The organism is Marinobacterium sp. xm-m-312, from assembly GCF_013283295.1.
GTDB lineage: Bacteria > Pseudomonadota > Gammaproteobacteria > Pseudomonadales > Balneatricaceae > Marinobacterium_E.
This window is the reverse complement of the sequence record NZ_WBYS01000001.1, coordinates 251,708-277,051: the sequence shown is the minus strand read 5'-3', so window position 1 is coordinate 277,051 and position 25,344 is coordinate 251,708. Positions and strand designations below refer to the sequence as shown.

The 25,344-nt window shown below is 46.6% G+C and carries 29 protein-coding genes; 17 read left to right on the top strand and 12 right to left on the bottom strand.

Features of this window, described 5'->3' with window-relative positions; genetic code table 11:
• From XMM312_RS01415 to XMM312_RS01405, 3 genes are read left to right on the top strand one after another with little or no spacing between them, the layout of a single operon-like run.
• Positions 1–1,785, top strand: a complete 1,785-nt coding sequence (locus XMM312_RS01415; RefSeq protein ID WP_173488576.1) for a TonB-dependent siderophore receptor — start codon at positions 1–3, stop codon at positions 1,783–1,785.
• A gap of 10 nt (positions 1,786–1,795) precedes the next feature.
• Positions 1,796–2,359 carry a cob(I)yrinic acid a,c-diamide adenosyltransferase gene (locus XMM312_RS01410; RefSeq protein WP_173480535.1) on the top strand — a complete coding sequence of 188 codons (564 nt, stop codon included), beginning with the start codon at positions 1,796–1,798 and terminating at the stop codon, positions 2,357–2,359.
• A gap of 18 nt (positions 2,360–2,377) precedes the next feature.
• On the top strand, positions 2,378–2,728 hold the full coding sequence (locus XMM312_RS01405; RefSeq protein WP_173483927.1) for a hypothetical protein: 351 nt from the start codon (positions 2,378–2,380) through the stop codon (positions 2,726–2,728).
• A 3-nt stretch (positions 2,729–2,731) separates the two neighbouring features.
• On the opposite strand, the gene XMM312_RS01400 is transcribed toward XMM312_RS01405, so the two are convergent.
• A complete protein-coding gene (locus XMM312_RS01400; protein ID WP_173480533.1) occupies positions 2,732–3,529 on the bottom strand; it encodes a helical backbone metal receptor in 798 nt (265 codons plus the stop codon).
• Positions 3,530–3,653: 124 nt separating this feature from the next.
• Between XMM312_RS01400 and XMM312_RS01395 the strand changes: the two genes are divergently transcribed.
• Positions 3,654–4,154 carry a ZapG family protein gene (locus XMM312_RS01395; RefSeq protein WP_173480532.1) on the top strand — a complete coding sequence of 167 codons (501 nt, stop codon included), beginning with the start codon at positions 3,654–3,656 and terminating at the stop codon, positions 4,152–4,154.
• A gap of 34 nt (positions 4,155–4,188) precedes the next feature.
• On the opposite strand, the gene XMM312_RS01390 is transcribed toward XMM312_RS01395, so the two are convergent.
• Complete coding sequence (locus XMM312_RS01390) at positions 4,189–4,950, bottom strand: Nif3-like dinuclear metal center hexameric protein (protein ID WP_173488575.1); 762 nt, start codon at positions 4,948–4,950, stop codon at positions 4,189–4,191.
• 95 nt (positions 4,951–5,045) lie between these two features.
• Between XMM312_RS01390 and XMM312_RS01385 the strand changes: the two genes are divergently transcribed.
• On the top strand, positions 5,046–6,134 hold the full coding sequence (locus tag XMM312_RS01385; protein ID WP_173488574.1) for a S1C family serine protease: 1,089 nt from the start codon (positions 5,046–5,048) through the stop codon (positions 6,132–6,134).
• 20 nt (positions 6,135–6,154) lie between these two features.
• On the opposite strand, the gene hisD is transcribed toward XMM312_RS01385, so the two are convergent.
• The 9 genes from hisD to XMM312_RS01340 all read right to left on the bottom strand — a co-directional run bounded on the left by hisD (position 6,155) and on the right by XMM312_RS01340 (position 12,672).
• Positions 6,155–7,465: a histidinol dehydrogenase gene (gene hisD, locus XMM312_RS01380; protein ID WP_173488573.1), complete on the bottom strand. Its 1,311-nt coding sequence runs from the start codon at positions 7,463–7,465 to the stop codon at positions 6,155–6,157.
• Between the two features lies 1 nt (position 7,466).
• Positions 7,467–8,111 carry an ATP phosphoribosyltransferase gene (gene hisG / locus XMM312_RS01375; RefSeq protein ID WP_173480528.1) on the bottom strand — a complete coding sequence of 215 codons (645 nt, stop codon included), beginning with the start codon at positions 8,109–8,111 and terminating at the stop codon, positions 7,467–7,469.
• Between the two features lie 14 nt (positions 8,112–8,125).
• Positions 8,126–9,388 carry a UDP-N-acetylglucosamine 1-carboxyvinyltransferase gene (gene murA / locus XMM312_RS01370; protein WP_173488572.1) on the bottom strand — a complete coding sequence of 421 codons (1,263 nt, stop codon included), beginning with the start codon at positions 9,386–9,388 and terminating at the stop codon, positions 8,126–8,128.
• A gap of 21 nt (positions 9,389–9,409) precedes the next feature.
• A complete protein-coding gene (locus XMM312_RS01365; protein ID WP_173480526.1) occupies positions 9,410–9,649 on the bottom strand; it encodes a BolA family protein in 240 nt (79 codons plus the stop codon).
• Between the two features lie 106 nt (positions 9,650–9,755).
• Positions 9,756–10,001 (bottom strand): lipid asymmetry maintenance protein MlaB, encoded by a 246-nt coding sequence (locus XMM312_RS01360; protein ID WP_173480525.1) that lies wholly within the window; start codon positions 9,999–10,001, stop codon positions 9,756–9,758.
• Complete coding sequence (locus tag XMM312_RS01355) at positions 10,001–10,621, bottom strand: phospholipid-binding protein MlaC (protein ID WP_173488571.1); 621 nt, start codon at positions 10,619–10,621, stop codon at positions 10,001–10,003. The genes XMM312_RS01360 and XMM312_RS01355 overlap by 1 nt, the downstream gene beginning before the upstream one ends.
• Position 10,622: 1 nt before the next feature.
• Positions 10,623–11,081 (bottom strand): outer membrane lipid asymmetry maintenance protein MlaD, encoded by a 459-nt coding sequence (gene mlaD / locus XMM312_RS01350; protein ID WP_173488570.1) that lies wholly within the window; start codon positions 11,079–11,081, stop codon positions 10,623–10,625.
• Complete coding sequence (mlaE, locus tag XMM312_RS01345; RefSeq protein ID WP_173480522.1) at positions 11,081–11,863, bottom strand: lipid asymmetry maintenance ABC transporter permease subunit MlaE; 783 nt, start codon at positions 11,861–11,863, stop codon at positions 11,081–11,083. The genes mlaD and mlaE overlap by 1 nt, the downstream gene beginning before the upstream one ends.
• On the bottom strand, positions 11,860–12,672 hold the full coding sequence (locus XMM312_RS01340) for an ATP-binding cassette domain-containing protein (protein WP_173480521.1): 813 nt from the start codon (positions 12,670–12,672) through the stop codon (positions 11,860–11,862). Before XMM312_RS01340 ends, mlaE begins: the two co-directional genes overlap by 4 nt.
• A gap of 181 nt (positions 12,673–12,853) precedes the next feature.
• Between XMM312_RS01340 and XMM312_RS01335 the strand changes: the two genes are divergently transcribed.
• From XMM312_RS01335 to yjgA, 12 genes are read left to right on the top strand one after another with little or no spacing between them, the layout of a single operon-like run.
• Positions 12,854–13,840: a KpsF/GutQ family sugar-phosphate isomerase gene (locus XMM312_RS01335; protein WP_173480520.1), complete on the top strand. Its 987-nt coding sequence runs from the start codon at positions 12,854–12,856 to the stop codon at positions 13,838–13,840.
• Complete coding sequence (locus tag XMM312_RS01330) at positions 13,840–14,376, top strand: HAD family hydrolase (RefSeq protein WP_173480519.1); 537 nt, start codon at positions 13,840–13,842, stop codon at positions 14,374–14,376. The genes XMM312_RS01335 and XMM312_RS01330 overlap by 1 nt, the downstream gene beginning before the upstream one ends.
• A complete protein-coding gene (gene lptC / locus XMM312_RS01325) occupies positions 14,373–14,963 on the top strand; it encodes an LPS export ABC transporter periplasmic protein LptC (RefSeq protein WP_173480518.1) in 591 nt (196 codons plus the stop codon). The genes XMM312_RS01330 and lptC overlap by 4 nt, the downstream gene beginning before the upstream one ends.
• Positions 14,938–15,447: a lipopolysaccharide transport periplasmic protein LptA gene (gene lptA / locus XMM312_RS01320; RefSeq protein WP_173483318.1), complete on the top strand. Its 510-nt coding sequence runs from the start codon at positions 14,938–14,940 to the stop codon at positions 15,445–15,447. Before lptC ends, lptA begins: the two co-directional genes overlap by 26 nt.
• Positions 15,448–15,449: 2 nt before the next feature.
• Positions 15,450–16,175, top strand: a complete 726-nt coding sequence (gene lptB, locus XMM312_RS01315; protein ID WP_173480516.1) for an LPS export ABC transporter ATP-binding protein — start codon at positions 15,450–15,452, stop codon at positions 16,173–16,175.
• Between the two features lie 30 nt (positions 16,176–16,205).
• Positions 16,206–17,705, top strand: a complete 1,500-nt coding sequence (locus tag XMM312_RS01310; protein WP_173488569.1) for an RNA polymerase factor sigma-54 — start codon at positions 16,206–16,208, stop codon at positions 17,703–17,705.
• Between the two features lie 52 nt (positions 17,706–17,757).
• Complete coding sequence (hpf, locus tag XMM312_RS01305) at positions 17,758–18,048, top strand: ribosome hibernation-promoting factor, HPF/YfiA family (RefSeq protein WP_173480514.1); 291 nt, start codon at positions 17,758–17,760, stop codon at positions 18,046–18,048.
• Between the two features lie 12 nt (positions 18,049–18,060).
• The gene (locus XMM312_RS01300) at positions 18,061–18,519 is read left to right on the top strand and encodes a PTS sugar transporter subunit IIA (RefSeq protein ID WP_173480513.1); all 459 of its coding nucleotides are present in this window, start codon (positions 18,061–18,063) and stop codon (positions 18,517–18,519) included.
• 2 nt (positions 18,520–18,521) lie between these two features.
• The gene (rapZ, locus tag XMM312_RS01295; RefSeq protein ID WP_173480512.1) at positions 18,522–19,382 is read left to right on the top strand and encodes an RNase adapter RapZ; all 861 of its coding nucleotides are present in this window, start codon (positions 18,522–18,524) and stop codon (positions 19,380–19,382) included.
• 8 nt (positions 19,383–19,390) lie between these two features.
• Entirely contained in the window at positions 19,391–19,660 is a 270-nt protein-coding gene (locus XMM312_RS01290) for an HPr family phosphocarrier protein (protein WP_173483320.1), read from the top strand.
• Positions 19,661–19,689: 29 nt separating this feature from the next.
• Complete coding sequence (mgtE, locus tag XMM312_RS01285; protein WP_173480510.1) at positions 19,690–21,045, top strand: magnesium transporter; 1,356 nt, start codon at positions 19,690–19,692, stop codon at positions 21,043–21,045.
• 2 nt (positions 21,046–21,047) lie between these two features.
• Positions 21,048–21,569, top strand: coding sequence for a ribosome biogenesis factor YjgA (gene yjgA / locus XMM312_RS01280; RefSeq protein WP_173488568.1), 522 nt, complete (start codon positions 21,048–21,050; stop codon positions 21,567–21,569).
• 9 nt (positions 21,570–21,578) lie between these two features.
• Here yjgA and XMM312_RS01275 read toward each other — a convergent pair whose 3' ends face one another.
• A complete protein-coding gene (locus XMM312_RS01275; protein ID WP_173488567.1) occupies positions 21,579–25,337 on the bottom strand; it encodes a YhdP family protein in 3,759 nt (1,252 codons plus the stop codon).
• Between the last annotated feature and the right edge of the window lie 7 nt (positions 25,338–25,344).

Sequence of the window (25,344 nt, the reverse complement as noted above, 5' to 3'; positions counted from 1 at the left end):
ATGAAATTATTTACGACCCTATTACTGGCAGCGTCGACTGTCTCCTCTTTTGCGGCTGCTGAAACAGTTGACCCGTTAAAAGTTACAGTGACCGCAAAAAGAATAACTTCTTCTATTGCGACCACACCTCAAGCGATATCTATTTTAACCAGTGAGGAACTTGAAAGCGGACAATTCTCCTCTTTGAGTGAAGCACTAGAATCAATGGCTGGAGTGTATATCCAGCGATTTGGTGGGAATGGTTCGCAAGCTAAAGTTTATTTGCGTGGAACATCATCAAACCACAGCATTGTTCTTATGGATGGCAGAAGACTTACATCGACAAATGATGGCCGTGCCGAACTAGAAAATATACCTCTAGATTCAATTGAACGAATCGAGGTAGTGCGTGGTGGGTTGTCGAGCAAATACGGTGCGGATGCAATTGGCGGTGTCATTCAGATATTTACTAAAGATTTTGGTGCAGAAACTAACAGCAACAAAGTAATCATAACTGCGGGCTCTCAAAACACTTTAAAAGAGAAAATCGAGTTCAAACGTGGCGACGACAGTTTTGAAAGCAAAATGGTTATAGCCAATGAAAAGACCGGAGGCTTCGACACCCACACATCTATCATTCGCGGTGATAACGATGGCGATGGTTACAAAAAACAGAATATTGATGTTTATCTTTCTAAATCATTAAGCAATGCAACAACGGTCAATTTAGATACTGGTTTTTGGAAGGGAACAAATCAGTATGACTACACCGATTCCTACTCTTGGAGTAATAATGAGACTGAATATACAACTAAATATTTAAGTCTTGGACTCAAACATACAACGAGCCAATTTTCTGTTGATTCAAAGTTAAGTAGAACGGAGAACGAGCGGTTGAATAAACCTGCTGATGCTCGCAAGACTCTCATTGATACAAATGAGTGGAACACCTCCGCAATTTATGGACTCTCTAAAACAACCAGCCTTCATGGGGGAGTTGATTTAAGAAGAGAGTATGGAAGTAGCACCTACGGTAGCGGTGATTACATAACCAAAGGTTTCTATTTGGGTGCTGAGCACACGATTGAAGACTTGGTTATTGAAGGTACCGTTCGCCATGAAAATCACGATCAATGGGGAACCAATAACACTTGGTCGACAGGATTTAATTATAATTTAAATGAAATGGCATCTATTTTCGGCTCAATGAAAACAGCCTTTTCCGCACCAACCTTCTCAGACTTAGATCCAGTTTACGGTAATACGGACCTTAAACCAGAAGAGGTTAAATCAACTGAAGTTGGGGTTAGAAATCTAATTAACAGCTCCTTCACTTCTGAAATCGTATTTTTTAAAAATGACTTTAAAAACCTTATTCAATACTCTTCTGGTGGCATGAAAAACGTAGCCAAAGCGACCAGCGAAGGCACAGAGATTTCACTAAAACAGAGATGGGCATCGGCTGATTTATCTGCATCTTACTCATTCACACAAACTAAAGATGCAAACGGCAACCAACTGGATGAGCGTCCAATGGATAATTTCGTTTTATCCTACAACCAAGATATAGCGAGCGATTTCAGTATTAATTCATCACTAAATTGGATAAATCGATTAAAAACATACGGTAGTAACGGTCATTTGCCAGCCTCGACAACAATCAATTTAGGCTTGATAAAAAACTATACAGATTCAATGAAAGTCTCTTTAAAAGTGGATAATGTTTTAGATGAAGATTATCAGGTTGCTTATGATTACAATGGCCGCGGCAGATACTTTGAAGCAACGTTAACTTACAGCTTTTAATGGTAAAAATATGGCTAATCGACTTACCAAAATCTATACACGCACTGGCGATAAAGGGACTACCCGCCTCGCCACTGGTGCAGAAGTGCATAAGACACATCCTCGTGTTGAAGCGATGGGTACTGTTGATGAGCTAAATAGTCTGATTGGTGTGATCGATTCACACCTTTCAGAAGCTGATGATCTATCGCCAACCTTTCGCAGAATTCAAAACGATCTGTTCGATCTTGGTGGTGAGATTGCCATTGCTGATGACAGCTATGTGGTTATTTCACCCGAGATGGTTAATTGGCTTGAAGAGGTGTTGGATCACTACAACGACACCCTCCCAACACTAGAGAATTTCATTCTTCCAGGCGGAACACCTGAAGCGGCTCACACTCATCTCGCCCGAGCGGTCTGCCGGCGAGCTGAACGCGGCTTGGTGGAGCTAGCACAGGAGAGTAGCGTCAATCCGCAAGCCATAGCCTATATAAACCGCCTGTCGGATCTGCTGTTTGTACTAGGCAGAGTCCTAGCTCGACGCGATGGACAAGAAGAGATACTCTGGCAACAACGTTCACCTAAAAATTAATCTATCGAGAACCCAACCATGCGCCTTCTGGCTTTTCTTACGCTTCTTACCTTCAGCACAACCAGTTTTGCAGACTGTGCGTTTGATCAAGATGTGTGCGAAGCATCCTGTAAACTTCGCTTCATTACCAATGATGCTGAAAAAGCGGGTTGTATCTCGCGTTGCGTTGCTGAAAGAACTCTCTGTTCGGCTAAAATCGGGGCGGGTAAAGCGAAAGAGTTTGGTGAAGAAGCACTAGAAGAGTCAAAATCCTTTATTGAAGGATTTACGGCTGATCAAGCTAAAGATCTGGGTAAAAAGGCTTGGGAAAACACCAAATCGTTTATCGATGGAATGATCGACAAACCTAAAGATGAAGCAACAGAGTAGTGGTTAATCCAAGCGACTCAAAATTTCACAGACCTCATCCACTCCATCCAAAGTTCTCATCGTCAAACGATGTAGATAATCAGAATTGATTTTATAGAGATTCTGGTGCCTAACCGCATCAAGAAATGGCCACTGCTGCCAAGCCTCTTGCCAAGCATCGGGAAGACCATCGGATGCTAAAATCAGCTCTGGATTCATACCGATGACCGATTCAATACTGACTTGCGGTGCCATTTCAGGCCGATCTTTGAATACATTGACTCCACCGCAATGATCCACAGCTTCTGAAACAACCGATTGGGCGTTAAGCGTGAGCATCGGATCTGACCATAGTTGGTAAAAAACTCTCTTAGGCTCTTTTACCTTGACGGCGCTGCTGGCCAAGCGGCGATTAAACTCGGCAATCAAATTACTCGCCTCTGCCTCTGCATTGAGCAATCTACCCAACTCCGTTAACTGAGCAGGTATCTCAGTGAGAGTATCGCCTTTAATCCTGATCAAATTCAGACCCAGAGATTCAAGGTAAGTTAACTGCCGTTCGGGGTTACCCCCCTGCCAAGCCAATACATAATCGGGATCTAACTTCACAATCGCTTCGGCATCGAGCGATTGGTAGTCCCCTATCACTTGAACATCTAAAATCTCTTTAGGGTAATCCGCGGCAGATACCCTACCAACAACCCACCCCCCTTTTCCCAGTGCATAAATATTTTCAGTAAGGTCCGGCGACAACACCACCAACCGAAGGTCTGCTAGAGCCGAAGCAGGAATGAGTAGAATAATCAGAAAGCGCAGCAGCAAAACTAGCCTCATTAATACTTATTACTGAGCAATAATTGAATTAAGCCTCAAGTTTAGCATGGGCTTTAGCGCGACTTTCATTTATTCTTATCGGATAGAGTTCGAGTCACACAAAGGAGTTAACGTGGATCAGAATACTGTTTGGGTTATTGCAATCGCTGCGCTTATTATCGGTACTTTATTGGGTTTCTTGTTTGGCCGCAGTGGCAGTAACGGTTCACGCGAAGTACAACTTGCGAACGATCTTGAGAAGGCTCAGCTTGATTTAGAGCGCTACCGTGATGAAGTTAACCAACATTTCAGCAAGACGGCTGAACTTGTGAACGGCTTAACCAACCAATACCAAAAAGTGCACCAGCATTTAGCCGAAAGTGCTGAAACACTGGTTCGTGATGAAAAACTGGTTGCTAGTCTAAAAAGCAGTGCAGGCAGCCAACTGGAAGACAAGTCTACAGCTTCTAGCACTCAAGCAGAGCCACCGACTCTATCAATGCCACTAGACTATGCTCCGAAGAGAGAAGATGAACCTGGCACACTGTCAGATAGCTTTGGACTTCACTCTGAAATTGTTGAGAACCCAGCGGACCCCGCCAAGGTTTACAACCGAGACGAAAAGAGCGCCTAAGCGCTCTTTTTTATTGCTAATTAGCCAGTCAAAATCAGGCGGGGTTATCGATATCGATAAATTGATGTTCGATACCAAAAGCATTCGACAAATGCTCTCCCAGCGCTTTTGCACCGTAACGCTCCGTCGCGTGATGTCCAGCTGACAGGTAGTGAATACCCGCTTCTCTGGCATAATGAACCACTGGCTCAGAGATCTCGCCACTAATGAAAAGGTCAGCCCCAAGCTGATCAGCACGCTCTATCATGCGTTCTGCCGATCCGGTGCACCAGGCAATGCGTTGCACAGAACGATCGTCACCCAGCACCAATTCAGCCTGACGGCTCAGCTTTGTGGAGACTAAATCTGAAAACGCTTGAGCACTCATCGGTTGTGATATTGACCCGACATTTCCCACGCTGAACGGGTTACCCTGATCCATGCCATCTTCTATCTGCATGCCGATGATCTCAGCCAACTGAGCATTGTTTCCCACTACAGGATGCGCATCGAGAGGCAGATGATAAGCCAGTAGGCTGATATCATTTTTCATAAGGGATCGAATGCGATTGCCTTTGATACCGGTTAATGGCTCCGCCTCCCCTTTCCAAAAGTAGCCATGGTGAACCAACAGAAGATCAGCACCGGCTTCAACTGCCGCATCAATCAACGCTTGGCTTGCTGTAACACCACTGACAATTTTCGAGACATTTCTCTTACCCTCAACTTGCAATCCATTGGGGCAGTAGTCTTTAAACCGATCAACGGATAAATAGTCGTTGCAGTAACTGACAATATCTTTCAACGCGACAGACACTGGATACCTCTTAGAAAAATAGTGTTCAAGTTACATCTTACCCCGCTATCGCCTTATAATCAGTAATCATTACAAGCTGGTAAGAGCAATTTAACATGGGCAAGTATCTGAACACCTTGGTTTGGCCAACACTGGCTGGCATTCTAGCGGCAGTATTGATCGTTCAATTCTTCCCACAGCTCAGCGGTTCTAACAGTACCGAAATTAAGCTGATCAACACACCCGCAGATCAAGCTGGGCCGCAATTGATTACAAGCTACTCTGAAGCCGTGAAGAAGGCAGCGCCATCGGTTGTCAGTATTTATGGACGCTCTTTAGAGACTAATGAGAACAACCAGATTTCACTTCCTCAAAGTTTAGGTTCTGGCGTTATTATCAGCAAAGATGGTTTCGTCATGACCAATAACCACGTTGTAGCTGCTGCTGAACAGATCATCGTTTCGTTAATTGATGGACGTGAGGCAGTGGCTTCCATTGTCGGCACCGATCCAGAATCAGATTTGGCACTGTTAAAAGTAAACCTGGAGAATCTACCCGGCATAACACTGCTTCCAACCAGCAGTGTAGCGATCGGTGATGTTGTTCTGGCCATCGGAAACCCTTTCGGTGTTGGGCAAACCGTTACCCAAGGAATTATCTCTGGCATGGACAGACACAGTTTAGGGCTGAATACCTATGAGGACTTTATTCAAACCGATGCTGCTATTAATCCAGGCAACTCCGGTGGTGCACTGATCACGGCTACCGGCGATCTGGTTGGCATCAATACTGCCATTTTTTCTAAATCAGGTGGCTCACAGGGCATTGGCTTTGCCATTCCAACGGAACAAGTCATAGATGTGCTATCCAATCTAGTCCGTTATGGCCGAGTCATTCGCGGCTGGGTAGGCGTGGAAGCTCGTCCGATGCTTCCAAATGAGGCGGAGGCCTCTGGTCTGAGAGGAGACATCAAAGGTTTGTTGTTAACCGGCATCTATCGCAATAGTCCTGCGGAGCTGGCAGGCCTACAACCGGGTGACGTTTTATTAGCGATCAACGGTGAACCCGTTAAAGGTTCCGGAGTCGCATCAATGAATCAGATTGCTCGCGTTAAACCGGGTGATGTAACAGAGATGAAGATCTTTAGGGACAACAAAGAGTTGGTACTTGAGGTGACAACCAGTGAGAGACCTCCAAGCCGATAACCATCAGCTTGGAGACTAAGTTAAGTGTTGTCCTTAATTCGGTACTCAGCAGAGCGAGCGTGAGCTGTTAGCCCCTCTCCTCGCGCTAGAACAGAAGCAACCTTGCCCATCTCTGATGCACCCTCAGCAGAGAACATGATCAGTGAAGAGCGTTTCTGGAAATCGTAGACTCCCAATGGTGAACTGAATCGCGCAGTACCTGAAGTAGGCAGAACGTGGTTCGGACCCGCACAATAATCACCTAGAGCCTCTGCCGTATAGCGACCCATAAAGATGGCACCAGCGTGCTTAATCTTCTCAGTCAAGGCGACAGGGTCTTCAACAGAGAGTTCAAGGTGCTCTGGCGCAATTCTATTAGAGAGTGCAGCCGCTTCATCCAAATCAGCAACTTCAATCAATAGAGCACGATCTGCTAAAGATGCTGAAATAATCTGCTCACGCTCAAGAGTAGGCAGTAATTTGGCAATACTCTGTTCAACACGATCAATGTAAGCGGCATCGGTTGCGATCAAAATAGGCTGAGCGTCTTCATCATGCTCCGCTTGAGAGAAGAGATCCATCGCAACCCAATCTGGGGCCGTTTTGCCATCGCAAATCACAAGAATTTCCGAAGGTCCTGCAATCATATCGATACCAACAGCACCAAAGACCGCACGCTTAGCTGTAGCAACATAGATGTTACCTGGACCAACTATTTTATCGACTCGAGGCACTGTCTGTGTTCCATAAGCGAGAGCAGCAACGGCTTGTGCGCCACCGATTGTAAAGACACGATCGACGCCAGCAATCGCTGCGGCGGCTAAAACCATCTCATTGATAACACCATCCGGCGTCGGCACAACCATGACAATCTCTTCAACACCGGCTACTTTCGCAGGCATTGCGTTCATCAAAACTGAAGAGGGGTATGCCGCCTTACCACCAGGAACGTAGATACCTACGCGATCCATAGGGGTTACTTTCTGGCCTAACAATGTACCGTCAGCCTCTTCGTACTGCCAAGAGTGAGAGAGCTGTCGTTCGTGGTATGAACGCACACGATCAGCAGCCACTTCAAGTGCATTACGCTGTTCTGGAGAAATAGCCTCAAGTGCCTGCTGCAAACGAGCTTTTGACATCTCTAACTGAGAGATCTCAGATACAGTCGTGCGATCAAAACGATTGGTTAACTCAACAACCGCCTCATCACCCCTAGCTCGAACCTGCGCAATAATGTCATCAACTCGCTCATTGACGGCTTTATCTGAGACACTCTCCCAAGCCAACATCGCATCAAGTTGCTGATCGAAATCGGCTTGTGAACTTTTAAGACGTTTAACTTGAGAAGTCATATTACTTTCCACGTTTATCAATAACCGCTTGTGTTAGTTGATCAAGAATTGGTTGAATCAGATCGTACTTCATCTTCATAGAGGGCTGTCCTACTACGAGACGAGAGCTGATATCAGCAATGTGATCCATCGCTTCTAAGCCATTGGCACGTAATGTGTTACCGGTATCGACGATGTCTACAATGCGATCGGCCAAACCCATGATAGGAGCCAACTCCATCGCGCCGTATAACTTAATAATGTCGACCTGACGTCCTTGACGAGCAAAATATTCACGAGTCACGTTGACGAACTTGGTAGCGACACGCATGCGACCTTCAACCGCTTCAGCATCTTTCATTCCTGCTACGCGAAGTTGGCAGGTAGAGATCTCTAAATCTAAGGGTTCGTAGAGTCCGGCCCCGCCGTGCTCCATTAAAACATCTTTCCCGGCAACACCCATGTCAGCACCACCGTACTCAACGTAGGTTGGAACATCGGTCGCACGAATCACTACTAGCTTAATATTCTCGTGATTAGTATCAAAGATGAGCTTTCGGCTTTTAAAAATATCTTCAGTCGGCTCTATGCCCGCTGCAGCAAAAAGCGGTAGGGTCTCTTCAAGAATTCGACCTTTAGACAGCGCTATGGTTAATTGCTCTTTCATCACTAATCCAATTATTAAGCGGGTACACGGCGAATTTTAGCGCCTAAGGACTGCATCTTCTCTTCGATACACTCATAGCCACGGTCAATGTGGTAGATACGTTCCACTGGAGTCTCGCCCTCTGCAACCAAGCCAGTGAGTACAAGACTTGCTGATGCTCGAAGATCTGTCGCCATAACCGGTGCCGCTTTAAGTTTTTCTACACCTTCAATGGTTGCAGTGTTGCCATCAACAACGACTTTCATTCCAAGACGAATCATCTCTTGGATATGCATAAATCGGTTCTCAAAGACAGTCTCTTTAATGCGACCCACACCTTCAGCAATGCTGTTAAGCGCTGCAAATTGAGCTTGCATATCGGTCGGAAACGCCGGGTATGGAGCTGTAGTAACACTGACCGCTTTCGGACGGCGGCCCTCCATATCCAGCTCGATCCAGTCATCACCTTGTGTAATCTTGGCACCAGCCTCTTCAAGCTTTTTCAAAACCGCTTCAAGAATATCACCGCGAGTATTACGGGTACGCACTCGACCAGAAGTGATAGCGCCAGCGACTAGGTAAGTACCGGTCTCAATGCGATCCGGCATAACTGAGTGAGTACACCCTTTAAGAGTCTCTACACCCTGAACACGAATCGTATCTGTACCAGCACCTGAAATTTTAGCGCCCATAGCGATAAGGCAGTTGGCTAGATCGACCACTTCGGGTTCACGTGCCGCGTTTTCAATAATCGTTTCACCTTCGGCCAAAACGGCAGCTGATAGAATGTTTTCGGTACCGGTGACCGTCACTGTATCAAAAAAGACCGTAGCCCCTTTTAAGCGACCATCAACACGAGCATCAATGTAGCCATCCATGACTTCAATCTGAGCCCCCATCGCTTCCAAGCCACGCAGGTGAAGATCGACCGGACGGCTACCAATAGCACAACCACCAGGCAGGGAAACCTGTGCACGACCATGTCGCGCTAACAGAGGGCCAAGCACGAGAATTGATGCGCGCATGGTTTTTACCAGCTCATAAGGTGCTGTGAATTCGGTGATTGTAGTGGGATCAAGCTCCACACTCATCTTATCGCCCACAGTAAGTTCAACGCCCATGCGACGCAGCAGTTCAAGCATGGTGGTGATGTCATGCAGGTGTGGCAGGTTGCATATAGTGACTGGCTCACTGGCGACTAGGGTTGCAGCAAGAATCGGTAGTGCAGAGTTCTTTGCACCAGAGATCCACACTTCGCCGTCTAAACGAGCGCCACCTTCAATGATTAATTTATCCATCTGATTACCTAAGCAGATTAATTACTGCTGTGACTCCCACTGATCTGGAGTAAACGTTTTAATGGAAACAGCATGGATAGCACCTGATGCAATTTGATCAGTCAAACAAGCGTATACCGCTTGCTGCTTCTTAACCGGACTCATTCCAGAGAACATTTCACCAACAACCGTTACCTGAAAATCACAGCCTTCGCCCGCCGTATGGACCGTACAACCCTCAAGCTGACTCTCAACCAGTTGCTTCACTTCATCGGCGTGCATAGTAATCTCCAGATAATCCTTAAATTTAGCCGCGTATAATAACGAAAAAGGGCCCTGATATCATCTATCAAGGCCCTATAAATGCATTCAAAACGAACACTACAGATTATTGAATATCAACGCCCACTAGGTCCGCAATGGTCTCCATCTGAGTTGGAAGATTGGCCCACTCAATATTGGCGTTATTTCGTTTGATCTCTACCCACAACGCAACCGCACAACTATCGACTTTCGTTACATTAGATAGATCGATCGCGCTTGCTCCGGCAGCAATAGCAGAGCAAACCTGTTCAACAACTTGGTTGTAAGTGTTACGAGTCAACTCACCTTGAATCTTAAACACCGGATCCATTAGGCACCTGACACTTTATCGGACATCGCTTCAGACCACTGCTCAATCACTTTAGCGATTTTTCCATGCTGCTCCATCAAGCCAGCAAATTGGTTACGGAAGGTGATTCTCAGATTAATTCCATCAACAACCACATTGACCAATAACCAACGGTCATCTTTGTAAACCATGTAGTAAAGAAGCGAGTAAACAGCTCCATCTTCCGCAGAGACATTCACATTAACAATCTGTTTATCGGGATCTGGGCTTTGCTCAACTGGAGGGATGATTTCAAACTCTTTAAAGTTGAACCCAACAACTGCTTTAGCATAGGTCCTAAGCAGAGTGTTTTTCACGACGACAGAGAAGTCAGCAACCTCTCTGTCACTGGCACGGCGGTAGTATTTGCCCATGATCGATTTCGCAATGTACTCAAAATCAACCGACTCACCGACCAGCTTATCGATCTCGCCCATCAACTCATCAATATTCTCTGGCTGTCGAAGGCGCTCATCGTTCACCAAGGCGAGCATATCCGCAGTCACTGTCTCCATGATCTGACTGGCAGAGTCCCAATTAGCCTGCGCAGGAGATAACACCCCCAACCAAAGTGCGGTCAGAAAAATAAAACGACCTAACATGTTACTCACTCACCTTATTAAACAGGAACTTACCTACAATCTCTTCAAGTACTAATGCTGACTGCGTATCTTCAATCGTCATACCATTTTCCAAAAGATCATCTTCAAACCCAGGGGTAATACCGATGTACTTCTCCCCTAAAAGACCTGCCGTTAGAATTTGCGCTGAGCTATCAATGCTAAGGTAGTCAACATCATCAAAGATCTGCATCTCCACTTCGGCCATCAGGCGCTTAGGATCAATGCGAATAGCTGAAACCTGACCAATTTGAACACCGCTCATGGAGACTTTTGCACGCTCAGTTAGACCCCCAATATTGTCAAAGCGAGCATAGACGGTGTAGCCAGTCCCCTTCTGAGAGAGGTTTAAACCGCTGACATTTATTGCCAGAGCGACAAGAGCCAACATACCGGCGAGGATAAGTGCGCCAACACTGATTTCGAGGGCACGAATACGCATTAAAAATCTCCAAACATCATTGCGGTTAGAAGAAAGTCCAACCCTAATATAGCCAGCGAAGAGTAGACAACTGTTCGGGTGGTCGCCTGCGAAATGCCTTCTGACGTTGGCACACAATCATTACCCTGAAAAACAGCTATCCAGATCACTACAAAACCAAATACCAACGATTTGATTACACCATTTAAAACATCTTCAGAGAAACTGACTGAAGCCTGCATATTGGCCCAGAAACTCCCAGAAAAAATACCTAGCCAGTCAACAGCGACTAAAGATCCACCCCAGATACCCACGATTGCAAAGATCATAGACAGTAATGGCATACTGATAAATCCTGCCCAAAGACGCGGAGCAATAATGCGTCGCATGGGATCGACACCAATCATCTCATAACTGGCTAACTGCTCGGTCGCCTTCATCAAACCAATTTCAGCAGTGACCGCGGAACCCGCTCGTCCAGCAAATAGCAGTGCAGTAACCACAGGGGCCAACTCACGAACCAGCGACAGCGCCACCATCTGACCAACAGCCTGTTCTGAACCGTAATCCACCAGAATAGTGTAGCCCTGCAAACCGAGTACCATTCCGATAAACAGACCCGATACGATGATAATGACCAGCGATAGCACACCAATGAAATAGAGCTGGCGAACCAACAGCGGCAACATCATCACAGGTGCTGGCTTGGCAATTAGAGATTGACTCAATAACTGCCCTGCACGACCCACTGCAGCCACGCGATTAAGAGTTTTAGCGCCCAATTGTTGCAGAAACTGAATCATTGTGAGCCACCAAACAACTGATCTTTGAAAGAGGGAGCTGGAAAGTGGAAAGGAACGGGGCCATCAGGTCGACCTTTCATGAACTGTTCAACGCGCGGATCTTCAGAACCATTGAGTTGATCAGGTGCACCTTGAGCCAGCACCTTCCCATCAGAGATAAGATAGACGTAGTCTGCAATGCTCAAGGTCTCTTGGATATCGTGCGAGACTATGACTGATGTATGACCAAGCGCCCTGTTCAAACGAGAAATCAAATTAATCAGAACGCCCATGGCAATAGGATCCTGTCCTGCAAAGGGCTCGTCATACATCAAGAAATCCGGATCAAGGGCTATTGCCCTAGCTAATGCAGCCCGCCTTGCCATACCCCCTGATAACTCAGCTGGCTTAAGTTCACTGGCACCTCGCAAGCCGACAGCATTCAACTTCATCAAAACCAGATCTCGAACAACGCTTTCGGGTAAATCTGTGTGAACTCTTAAAGGAAAGGCGACATTTTCAGCTACTGACATATCCGTAAATAGAGCACCGCTTTGAAACAGCATCCCCATTTTTGCCCGTAACTCGAAGAGACGGCGACGTGAAAGAGAGTGAACATTGTCACCGTCGACTCTAATCGAGCCCTGATCAGGCGTAAGCTGTCCCCCAATCAATTTAAGAAGGGTCGTTTTTCCCGTTCCTGAGGGCCCCATGATCGCTGTGATCTTGCCGCGAGGAATGGTTAACGATAGATCATCAAAGATCTTTCGTTCACCACGCCAAAAGCTGAGATTACTCACTTCGATATGTGTATCATTTAATTGAGCCATCAGTGCCTATCGATGAATAAATAGAAAATATTGGTAGAATTCTAGTCTAAAAACATAGCTTATCAAGCAGACCTTTAGATTAAGAGAAAAATATCGAGACTCTTTACCGGACAGTCACTTATAAAAACAGTAATATACTGTAAATTAAACAGTATTAACGCGAACTTAAGGATCTCGACCCTTGTCCGACTCCAATACCACTCGATTCGATTACGTGAGCGCAGGCAAACAGACCATCTCGATTGAGCAAGAGGCTATACAAGCCCTAAATGACTCTCTTGGAGAGGCGTTCAACCAAGCTTGTCACTCTCTTTTGAACTGCAAAGGGCGTGTCATCGTGACTGGCATGGGCAAATCAGGGCACATTGGCACCAAAATAGCAGCAACTCTAGCAAGCACCGGAACACCCGCGTTTTTTGTGCACCCAGGCGAGGCGAGTCATGGCGATCTGGGCATGTTCACGAAAGAAGATGTTGTCATTGCCCTATCCAACTCAGGTGAATCCAACGAAGTCGTTACTATTTTACCTCTGCTTAAACGCAAAGGGATTACGCTCATTTCAATCACCTCTAAACCCCATTCAGCGTTGGCAACCAGTGCTGATATCAGCCTTGTGACCCCTATCGAACGCGAAGCTTGCCCACTTAATCTTGCCCCCACCTCCAGTACAACCGCACAACTGGTGCTTGGCGATGCGATCGCAACGGCTCTTTTAGAGGCGAGAGGATTTAGTGCAGAAGATTTTGCCTTTTCACACCCCGGCGGTGCGCTGGGTCGTCGACTGCTGTTGAAAGTGAGTGATTTAATGCACTCTGGAGACGAAGTTCCCTCAGTTGCACCAGGCACTCCCATTCAAGAAGCGCTTTTGGAGATCACCCAAAAACGCCTGGGAATGACAACCGTTGTGGATGAAGAACTCCAACCTCTTGGCATTTTTACCGACGGGGACCTCCGCCGTGCCATTGACCAAGGCGTTAATCTGAATCAAGCCTCAATCGACTCTGTCATGACAAAGAGTTTCACAACGGTGACGCCTGAGATGTTGGCCGCCGAAGCTTTACAGATCATGCAAGATAAAAAAATTAATGCACTCATTGCTTTAGATGAGACAGGGAGAGTTGCTGGGGCATTGAACATGCATGATATGTTAAAAGCAGGGGTCATCTAATGCGTCCCAATCCAACAGAAGAACAGATAGCACTAATCAAACCCATTCAACTACTGGTGATGGATGTTGATGGCATACTGACCGAGGGCAATCTTAGCTTCCTAGCCGATGGCAGTGAGATTAAGAGCTTCAATATACTGGACGGCCTTGGCATTAAGCTGTTAACGGAATCCGGCGTAAAAACCGCCATCATTACCGGTAGACAATCTAATCAAGTCATCCAACGCGCTGAGTCACTGGGCATCAATTACATACAGCAAGGCCGAGAAGATAAATTGACCGCGCTTCAAGAGCTTTGGAAAAACACCGGTTTTAACGCTTCAAACACGGCCTATATCGGCGATGACTTACCTGACCTATCTGCCATTATAGCCGCACGCTTTGGGGTCACCGTTCCGAACGGTCACTGGCTCGTAAAAGAGAACGCTGATCATATTACGACTCAATCAGGCGGTCGCGGAGCTGCACGTGAGCTGTGTGAATTGATCATGGCTTGCCAAGGTACGCTAGACAACGCGTTGGAGCGATTTAAGTGATCACTAATCTCAGAGCGAAAATTCGATTAGCCATTGCGTCGACGTTGATTGCTCTTTTTTTGATCTTCACACTGTTATTGAATCAAGGCGATATTGAAGAGGGCGTACTCCTAAAAGAGAACCCGAACAGAATTGATTTTTTTGTAATAGACGCCACTCTTACTCGTTGGTCTGAAGCGGGCAATCTAAGCTCTGTCACCCACACTCCGCGAGCAGAGCATTTAGTTAACTCAGAACAGATGAAGTTAACAACACCTTTCTCAGTAGGCTATCGCCAAGATGGCACGACTGAACACACCATCAATGCTGATCTGGGCTTTTTTGCTGACGACAACAGTCAACTAGACCTTGAAGGCAGTGTAGAGCTTCACCATAATCCAGATTCTGAGAAAGACACTGCACTCTTCACAGAGCAGTTGAGCTACTTTCCAGAACAGAATCTGGCGACCAGTGATGTAGCCGTCGAATTTCTGAACAACCAGGGTTCAACCAAAGGGGTTGGCATGACACTGAATACGGAATTAAACACCTTAGATCTTCATTCAACCGTGAGGGGGGCCTATGTCGCTTCGAGCACTGACCAGTAACCTATTTCTAGCCTTTACAGTTGTTCTTAGTGGATCAGCTTTAGCGCTGCCAACCGATCGAGACGAACCCATCTACGTAGAGGCAGACTCAGCTAATATTGATGAGGCCAAAGGAGTCACTCGATACACAGGCAACGTCATCATCACCCAGGGATCAATGGTGCTTAAAGGTGAAACCGTCGATCTGTTACGTGGTAATGATGACACCATCAATCAGATTATCTCAAAAGGTGCTCCAGCCTACTTCGAACAACGCCCTCAACTGGACCAAGAGATTACCTATGCAACGGGCTCAACTCTAGATTACACAGTAAGCTCTCAACTGCTGTTAATTACGGGGAACGCCAGAGTGACTCAGGGTGGTGACGAGTTCACTGGCGCCAAAATTAATTACGACATGGCGAACTCTAAAGTAAAAGCCTTTAGCAGTGAGAGCGGAAGCCAGCGTGTCAAAATGGTTCTTCAGCCTAAAAAAGATAATTAACCATGAGTTCACTCGAAGCCCTTCACCTAGCCAAAAGCTACAAAGGACGCTCTGTTATTCAAGATGTGTCCGTCACTGTTGAGCCTGGTGAGATTATCGGATTGCTTGGGCCCAACGGTGCGGGTAAGACAACCTGCTTCTATATGATTGTAGGTCTGGTCAGAGCGGATCGAGGCAACATTCGTCTCAATGGCGACGACGTCACTAGAATGCCTATTCATGAGCGCGCAAAACGCGGCTTAGGCTATCTTCCGCAAGAGGCCTCTGTATTCAGAAAGCTGAGTGTCTACGATAACCTGATGGCCATACTGGAGCAGAGAAAAGACCTGACCAAAGATCAACAACACGAGAAAGCTCAATCTCTACTAGAAGAGTTCCATATCACTCACATCAAAGAGTCCAAAGGGATGGTCCTATCTGGGGGTGAGAGACGCCGAGTTGAGATTGCAAGAGCCCTAGCAAACGACCCTGACTTCATCCTACTGGACGAGCCTTTTGCTGGTGTAGACCCCATCTCTGTCAGCGACATCAAACAGACCATAAGGCACCTTAAAGATCGAGGTATTGGCGTCCTGATAACCGATCACAATGTCAGAGAGACTCTCGACATTTGCGAACGGGCTTACATCGTTAGTGAGGGTAACATTCTTGCAGAGGGTGAGCCTGAGCAGATCATGATGAATCAAGCCGTTAAAGAGGCTTATCTGGGCAATGATTTTCGCTTGTAACTCTCACACTTTTAAGTAATTATCATTTTAATGAAGCACTCTTTACAGCTCAAAGTCGGACAGAACCTGTCCATGACCCCACAATTGCAGCAAGCGATCAAATTGCTGCAACTCTCCTCCTTAGAGCTACAGACAGAGATTCAAGAGGCACTCGATAGTAACCCACTACTGGAGGTAGCCGATGAAGAAGATCAGAGTGAAGAGAACTCTCAAAGCATTGAGCAAAAAGAGTCATCAACCTCAGATGAGACCCAATCTAATTCAGAGATCGAAGAGACGTTCGAATCGTCTCAGCCGGAAGATAGCTGGTCTACTGATGACATACCTGAACAGCTTTCAACCGACAGTCAATGGGACGATACTTACCAAAGCTCTTCAAATTCCAATCGTGATGATGATTGGATGCCAGGTGATAATGACGCTGCGGTTGAAACCATCCAAGACCACCTTAATTGGCAACTGAATCTGGTTAATTTCAGCGATGTTGATCGATACATTGCTGAGATGATTATTGACTCTATCGATGATCGTGGCTATCTGATCACCGATCTGCAGGACATTCTTCTCAGCTGCCAAGAGGAGCTACCTGAACTCTTTTTTGAAGTGGAAATGGATGAGGTGGAGACAGTACTTCACCGCATTCAACAGTTTGACCCACCCGGTGTCGGTGCCCGTGATCTTGCAGAGTGTTTGAAAATCCAGTTAAGACAGCTACCCATAGAGACACCTTGGCGCGCAGAGTCACTGCGCCTAGCGACCGACTATTTAAACCTGTTGGGCAGTCGAGATTTTAAATCTTTGATGCGCCGTATGAGGCTCAAAGAGGAGCAACTGTCAGAGGTGGTTAGGTTGATTCAATCACTTAACCCAACACCAGGAGACTCTTTAGATCTGGGTGATACTGATTACATCGTACCGGACGTGATCGTGCGTAAACGCGCGGGGGAGTGGACACTCACTCTCAATAACGACGTAGTCCCTGAACTACGTATCAATGATGTCTACTCAGGCATGATTAAACGTGCAGACAACTCCGCGGAGAACCAATTTTTAAAAGACCATCTCCAGGATGCACGCTGGTTCATAAAGAGTTTACAAAGCCGCAACGAGACCCTCTTAAAGGTCTCAACGGAGATCGTTTCCAGACAGATCGGTTTTCTTGAACAGGGTGAACAGGCGATGAAGCCTCTTATTCTTCACGACATTGCTGAAGCCGTTGATCTACATGAATCCACCATCTCCCGTGTTACAACTCGAAAATACATGCACACCCCGCGCGGTGTCTTTGAATTGAAATATTTCTTTTCGAGTCAGGTGGCTACCAGTGACGGCAGTGGTGCATCATCAACTGCGATTCGAGCAATCATTAAAAAATTAATTTCAGAAGAAGACCCTCGCAAGCCACTAAGTGACAGTAAGCTTGCTACACTACTAGATGAAGAGGGGGTGAATGTTGCAAGACGAACCATTGCTAAATATCGCGAAGTTCTCAACATTCCACCTTCAAATGAGAGAAAGCGTTTGGTTTAATTGAGGTGGGCGGCCTCATTTTTTCACTCCGCCTAAGACGAGGAGAAGTCATATGCAGATAAATATTACTGGTCATCACGTGGACCTGACTGAAGCTCTAAGTGAATACGTACGTAACAAGTTCGATAAGCTAGAACGTCACTTCGACAACATTCAGAATGTACAAGTTACTCTCAGTGTCGAAAAGCAGGGTAAAAAAGCCGAGGCTGATGTTCACTTAGCCGGTGGCCAAGTGGTAGCTTCTGATGAGCATGATGACATGTATGCAGCGATTGATGGCTTAGTGGATAAGCTTGATCGCCAAATCATCAAGCATAAAGAAAAAATGAAATCTCACAAATAAACGAACGACAACATGCAACTAGGTGACCTACTGACGACTGAAACAACCGCCTGCCGGGAGTCAGTCGCCAGTAAAAAACGCCTTCTACAAGTGGCCAGCGAAAAGCTGGCCTCTTCAGTTGATGGCGTAACAGAAGATGAAATTTTTACAGGCCTTCTCAATCGTGAACGGTTAGGCAGTACAGGAATAGGTTCTGGCGTGGGTATACCACACTGTCGGATCCCAGGTTGCTCAACAGCATCCGCCTGCTTAATCACACTTGATGACGGTGTCGATTTTGATTCAATCGATTCAGCGCCGGTCGATCTTGTCTGCGCACTGATCGTGCCCGATGATGGAAATGATGAGCACCTTAAGACACTGGCTGGTTTAGCCGAGCTGTTCAGCAAGCCCGAAGCCCTTAATTCACTTAGAGACTGCACGAATTCTGAGGCCCTACTCAATAAAGCAACTGAGCTATCAAAGGTCTAATCATGAGAGTCGTTGTTATCTCGGGTCGCAGTGGTTCAGGGAAGAGTACCGCCTTGCAAGCACTTGAAGATGTTGGGTTCTATTGCATAGACAACCTACCAGCGACGCTATTGCCAGCGTTGGTCGAGCAGATGCTTAACGACCAGAATACCGCACCCCTGATTGCTGTGAGCATTGATGCCCGCAACCAGCATACCGACCTAAAAGCCTTCCCAGAGATCATGGAATCCTTGAGGGCTAGAGAAGATATAGGCATCGAGATCACTTATCTTGACGCATCAGAAGCGACCCTATTGAAACGGTACAGCGCCACTCGAAGAAAACACCCGCTGAGCAACCAAGATATTGGACTGGAAGAGGCAATAGCCTTAGAACGAGATCTGCTTGAACCCATCGCAAGTTCTGCAGACATGAGAGTTGATACCACTCGGCTTTCACTCTATGAACTGCGTGACACCATTAAATTGAGGGTCGCACAGCGTAAAGAGCAAGCGCTCTCTTTACAGTTTGAATCCTTTGGCTTCAAACACGGCGTACCATTAGATGTTGATTTCAGCTTTGACGTCAGAGTGCTTCCTAACCCCTACTGGTTTGTAGAGTTGCGCCCTCTCTCTGGGAAAGATGAACCGGTTAAAAAGTTTCTCAACGCTTCCGATGAAGTGAATGAAATGATTAATGACATAGAGCAGTTCATTGTGAAGTGGATTCCCCATTTCAAAACCAATAATCGAAGCTATGTTACTGTAGGCATTGGATGCACGGGCGGCCAACATCGCTCTGTATACATTGCTGAGAGCCTTGCATCTCGCTTTGCTGACAGAATGGATAACATCCAAGTACGACATCGAGAATTATCAGAATAAGTTTCGCAATGATTGAAAAAAACGTTACTATAATCAACAAATTGGGACTACACGCGCGTGCAGCGGCTAAACTTATTGGCGTAACAGGCAAGTTTGGTTGTGACATCAAAATCACAAAAGATGGCAAAACAGTCGATGCTAAAAGCATTATGGCCATTATGATGTTGGCTGCATCCCAAGGAACAGATCTAATCATACAAACGGATGGCGCTGATGAATCCGCCGCGATGGATGCTGTGATTGAGATCATAAATAACCGTTTTGACGAAGATGAGTAGAGACTAACCTACTCGTAAAGGAGGGCTGCATGAGTACGGACGAAGCACCGATCGCTCTAGATACGTTAAGCGAAGCCCTTCAGTCAGACAATCTTAAACAGATTCGCTACATGCTCAATAAGGGCATGAGACCTGTTGAAGTTGCTCACCTTCTAGAGAAAACCCCTCCTCGCGAACGTCGCATTGTATGGAACTTGCTCAACCCAGAGATAGAGGGTGAGGTTCTACAGCACCTCGGTGAAGATATTCAGGCTGAAATTGTCAGCGATTTAGACGCGGCAGAAATTTTGGCGATGACAGAGTCACTCGATGTCGATGACTTAGCCGATATTCTTCAGCAACTTCCTGACACGGTCATGCAAGAGATGCTGCAAAACATGGATTTGCAGAATCGCCAACGGGTTGAAGCGGTACTCTCCTATCCTGATGATACGGCCGGCGGTCTGATGAATACCGATACGGTAACCATTCGACCTGATATTACGGTTGAGACGGCGCTTCGTTATCTACGTCGACACAGTGAGATTCCTGACAGTACCGACAGTATTTTCGTAGTGAGTCGCAAACGCAACGCACTAATCGGTGTACTTCCTATTACTCGACTTCTTATTTCAGACCCACAGATGCTGGTTCGTGAAATCATGAAGACCGAGAATGACCATGCAATCCCTGCCGATCTTCCTGAACGAGAGGTAGCTCGAATCTTCGAACAGCGCGACTTGATCTCGGCCCCTGTTATCAATGAGGATCGACAGCTTCTAGGTCGTATCACCATCGATGACGTAGTCGACGTCATTCGAGAAGACGCCGATCACTCACTGATGAGCATGGCCGGTCTGGACGAGGATGAAGACACCTTTGCTCCGGTACTAAAAACCAGTCGCCGTCGTGCAGTCTGGCTGGGAATTAACCTTATTACCGCTTTTTTGGCCTCGGCCGTCATTGGCCTGTTTGAAGCCACCATCGATCAGGTTGTAGCCTTGGCAGTACTGATGCCCATCGTCGCCTCAATGGGTGGCATCGCCGGCAGTCAAACCCTCACTCTTGTCATTCGTGGCCAAGCACTTGGACACATTGAAAGACACAATATTGGCTGGCTGTTTAACCGTGAGTTAATCGTTAGCATCATCAACGGGTCACTCTGGGCTGTTGTAGTGGCCGCCATTGCTGTCCTCTGGTTCCAAGATATGACCATCGGTATAGTGATCGCAATGGCCATCGTGATCAATCTAGTCGCGGGCGCGATGGCAGGCAGCCTTCTGCCACTGACCCTTAAGCAAGCGGGAATCGATCCAGCACTAGCCGGGGGTGTATTACTCACCACCATTACAGACGTGGTAGGTTTTTTTGCCTTCCTCGGACTAGCCACCTTTTTCTACGGTTAATTATGAGCAGTAAAAATTTTTCAAAAGAGAGTGATCAAGAGATCGAACTCGTCAGCCGCAGCCAGGTTAAACGAGAAGCTGAAGAGCTTCAAAAACTGGGTGGTCGCATCACTGAGTTACGACTTGATCAACAAGCGAAAGTCCCCATGTCTGAACGCCTAGCAGAGGCCTGTGCAGAGATGACAAGAATCACCTCTAATGGTGCGAAAAAACGTCAACTGCAGTACATCGGCAAATTGATGCGCACAGAGGATGCCGATGCCATTCGTGTCGCCATTGACCAATTCGACTCAGCTAGCGCTGCTCATAACCAGAAATTTCATGCACTTGAGCAGTTGCGTGAACGGTTGATAGCCGGAGACAAGTCAGCGCTCTCTGAGGTGATGGAGAAGTTTGAAAACTGCGATATGCAGCATCTACGAGCTTTGATTCGAAATGCTCAAAAAGAGCGCAAAGAGAACAAGCCACCGGCCAATTTCAGAAAGGTATTTCAGTACCTTCGTGACTTAGATGACGAGTCTTGAGAGTAACATTTAACGATCTCTCTTATTAATGATTTCAAGCACAGGTTCTCTCCATGGGCCTGTCATTGAATAGCTAAGTTTAGTCGCTTCGTTGATCTTATCCCCAATCAACTTATCGATAAGAAACAGGGCTCCTGCCACCTGAGGGGCCCCAAGTAGAACCGCTGCCAAGGGTGTATTGCCTGTCAGTGGCAAAATCACATCAACCCGTTTATCCACCGTTCTATTGATAAGATTTAAAGAGCCTTCTGCAGTCAAATCGGCCGAAGCGCCTCTCATAATGAGTGGCTCTTGAGTCTTAGCAACCCCATCCTCTAAATGGTACTTACCAACCAACTTATCAAAGGTGATACCGGATTTATAAAGGTCACTAAAATCGAGGCGCAGACGTTTAAATAGATTGTTAAAATCGAGTATTCCAAACAATCGAAGAAGCGCTGAGTTACCTTTTGCTTCAGTAATCTGCCCGTCTCGAAGGTCAAATTGCAGATCACCTCCTAGGCGATAACGACTGAATGACCAAGGCGCTCCAGGCCAGCTCAGTGCAAACTCAGCGGAGAGACTTTTGGTCTCTATCGCTCTTGGGTCACCCATTGATTCAAGATAGTCAGCAAGGTTGCTGCCTTTTGCGCTAAGAGCAATGCGACTCTGTTCACCCTGACCGACTGACCAGATACCCTGTCCGGTTATGCTGATACCTGCGACATCGGCCTCCAATTGATCGATCAAGAGGCTATTGCCGGATGGAAGTAGATGGGTTGTCCAACGACCCCAATGATCATCATTCCACACAAGATTTTCTATCAGAATGTTGGTTGAAGGTATTTTGCTAATCACCTCGATGGGTGTCGGATCAGGCAATGGAACTTCTGGTTCTATTATCGATGGATCGCTCTCTGGTGTGCGCAGGTGAAGGTGGCGAAGATTTAAGTTCAAGCTGGAATCAGCAAGCTTGTAATCTATAACACCCTGAATATCACGGCCATCCAGTGCAATAGACCACCGATCGTTAGGATTGCTCGCCTCAGCAAGGATTGACTCAAATTTAAGAGCTCCAACATTCAGCTGTCCGATCTCGATGGCTGTTGTAACGGAAAGCCTTTCTTTAGTTCCATTTTTAGGCTCTGATAGAGCATCAATAAACCCAAGTAGCTCCTCAACTTCAATTGAAGGAAGGGATCCATCAATGTGAAGGCGATCAGATATTTTATAGCTCGCCTGATTTCCGCCTAGACGAATATTACCGGTTAAGGGTGAATCTAAATTTAGGTGAGCCTTTAAACGATCCGCATAATTAAGCTGTATTGTTGGTGATGAGTGCAGGGTCATCAGTAGGCTCAAGCGGCTAATATCGGAAGATTGATGTGCTAAATAGTCTGGAGCATCTACTCGGGTACCGGTTAATTGAGACTCCACTTTTAGAGTCGATTGACACTGTTTAGAACAGAGTTTTAATGTCGAGTTGAGTGGAATTTCACCCGAGATGACACCTGACAGTGGGATACCGGCCCATTGCATTAACCTATGAGAATCGATTCGACCGGCAATCTGAATATCAGTTGCGGTTGAGTCATTTGAGATATCAACATCAAATGTTCGACCTAAGAAGCTTGCTTTCAAACCCTCAGCCGACAGTCCACTTGCCAAATTAAAATTAACTGTGCCATCTATATCCGTTACGGCAACCCGTTGGGTTTCAGATATAAAGACACCACGATTCAGCTCGGATTGAATCTGCAGTTTAGGGGCCCCTCCTTTGAGAGGAACGTATAGATCCACTAAAGATTTATGACTACCCGATAGCTGCCAATCCCCTAGCTTATTGCCAACGCTGTTGGCCAACGCCTCACTGTGAAATAGGCTGTTCAAATCAAAAGCTGAACCCTCAATCGCTAACAAGGTCTCGAGTTCACCCGACCCACTCTCCATCCAAAGATCTGCAAAACCGATCTCAGTACCTGCAGCACTGCCCTGCTCTAACTGAACACGAGCTGCCCCATCTCGAGCATGAATGATGGCTTCGGCCCGGTTCAACACGGGCCAGGGTGATTGATAATCTAGTGTTGTATTCTCTACCGCTACGTAGAGCTCGCTCAATGGCTTAGGTCTATCAGCCATAAGCCTAGTCGGAGTCACCAGAACTAAACCGGCCTCTTTGACATCACCTTGAATCAGCGCTCTGTTTAACCAGCTATAAAGCCCTTCACCGACAACCTTAGGCGGAGTTAGCAGTAGAGCCTCTCGGGCTATTGCGCCCTTAAGCCCCATCGATAGATTAAGTAGCGCTTGTTGCTCTTTATCATAGGGTAGATCAATCGAGAACTGGCCTCGTGTTCGGATGTTATTCAACCCCAGCTCTAATAGATCAGATCCAACGGCCACATAATCACTGTGGAGCTGCCAGTTAACACGTCCTTGCGCAAAATTAAACGGCAATGCCCAGTCGTAGACCGTTGGGAATTCCATGACAAGCTGCTGACTGTCAATATCTACCCAGCCGCGGTCACTTGAAACATAAAACGAACCATTCAACTGTGATGCAGCAGGTGAACCTTTCCAGGATTTGACCGACACATCTGACAACTCACCGACCACAGAGAGGTTTTCAAATCCCTGGCTAAGATCAACGGTTAACCCTTTGACTAAACCACCGGGAGAGAGCGATTTAATCACCTCTCTGCTTTGATCACCCAAAGGCTGGTTAAGCGCAAGAGCCGACAGGTCTGATAGATTAAGCTCAGCCAGTTGAATTCGATTAGCCATCCAACCATTGACGCCAGTACTTAAATCGATCGCAGTCGGTGGCAGTGAGAATTCACTGCCTTGATAGAGGGTTGAAAAGTCTTGAAGTTGCAGCTGATAATCACGATCAACCGACTGAACAGAGAAATTTGTTGAAAGCTGCTCTAGTGCCAGCTCACCAAGCTCATCGGGCAGTACAAGTTGCAAGCTATTGGCTGATAAATTACCGACAAGATAATCCAGACTGGCGCCACGCAACTGCCCCCATAGCCGCGCATTCGCACTAATAGAGAAGCGCTGTTCGACCCCTGCAAGATCGGCCAACTCTGAGCCAATGTTATCGAGTTCAACATAGAAAGGTAATAGTAGCTGACCGTTTGTGGATTGACCTTGGTGCTGAATCGCAAAACGCATGCGACTATCTTGACCCAACACTGGCATCCAAAAACTACCGCTCAATTGATGCTCTGTTTCACTGCTTTCAAGAGACATATTGTCCAGATTGATGAAACGAGAGCGACCTGATTCTGGAATCAGATGAAGTTGTGATTCAGAAAATTCGATGGAAGGCTGTTCAAATAGAATAGCAATCAACGTATCGATTGCGCGATTATCCGTCTTTGATTGATTCGAGTCAGCTAACCACCGCCCTTCAGACTGACGCCATTTTACGTTCAACCCCTTTGCCGTGACCCGTTGAAAAATAGGTGCAGCATCAATCAATGAACGCCATGGATCCAATTCAAACGAGATGTTTTGGAGGTGAAACTCGATCTGCTTTGGTTTGAGGTAGTCGATATCCGAATGGATCTCTTTAAACTCAAAAGTTGGATAGGGGCCGCGCCAGCCAGTCTCAAGCTCACCTATCGAGACTTCAACGCCAAGATATTGACTAAGCTGAGCCGCAATATCGGTTCGGTAATCGCCCAGCAAAGGGAAGGCTAAGCGCACAGCCGTTAGCAAGATGGCTAACAGTGCTGCTACCATCAAAACCCACCAAGTGACCCAAAGCGTATGCCGAACCATGAATTCC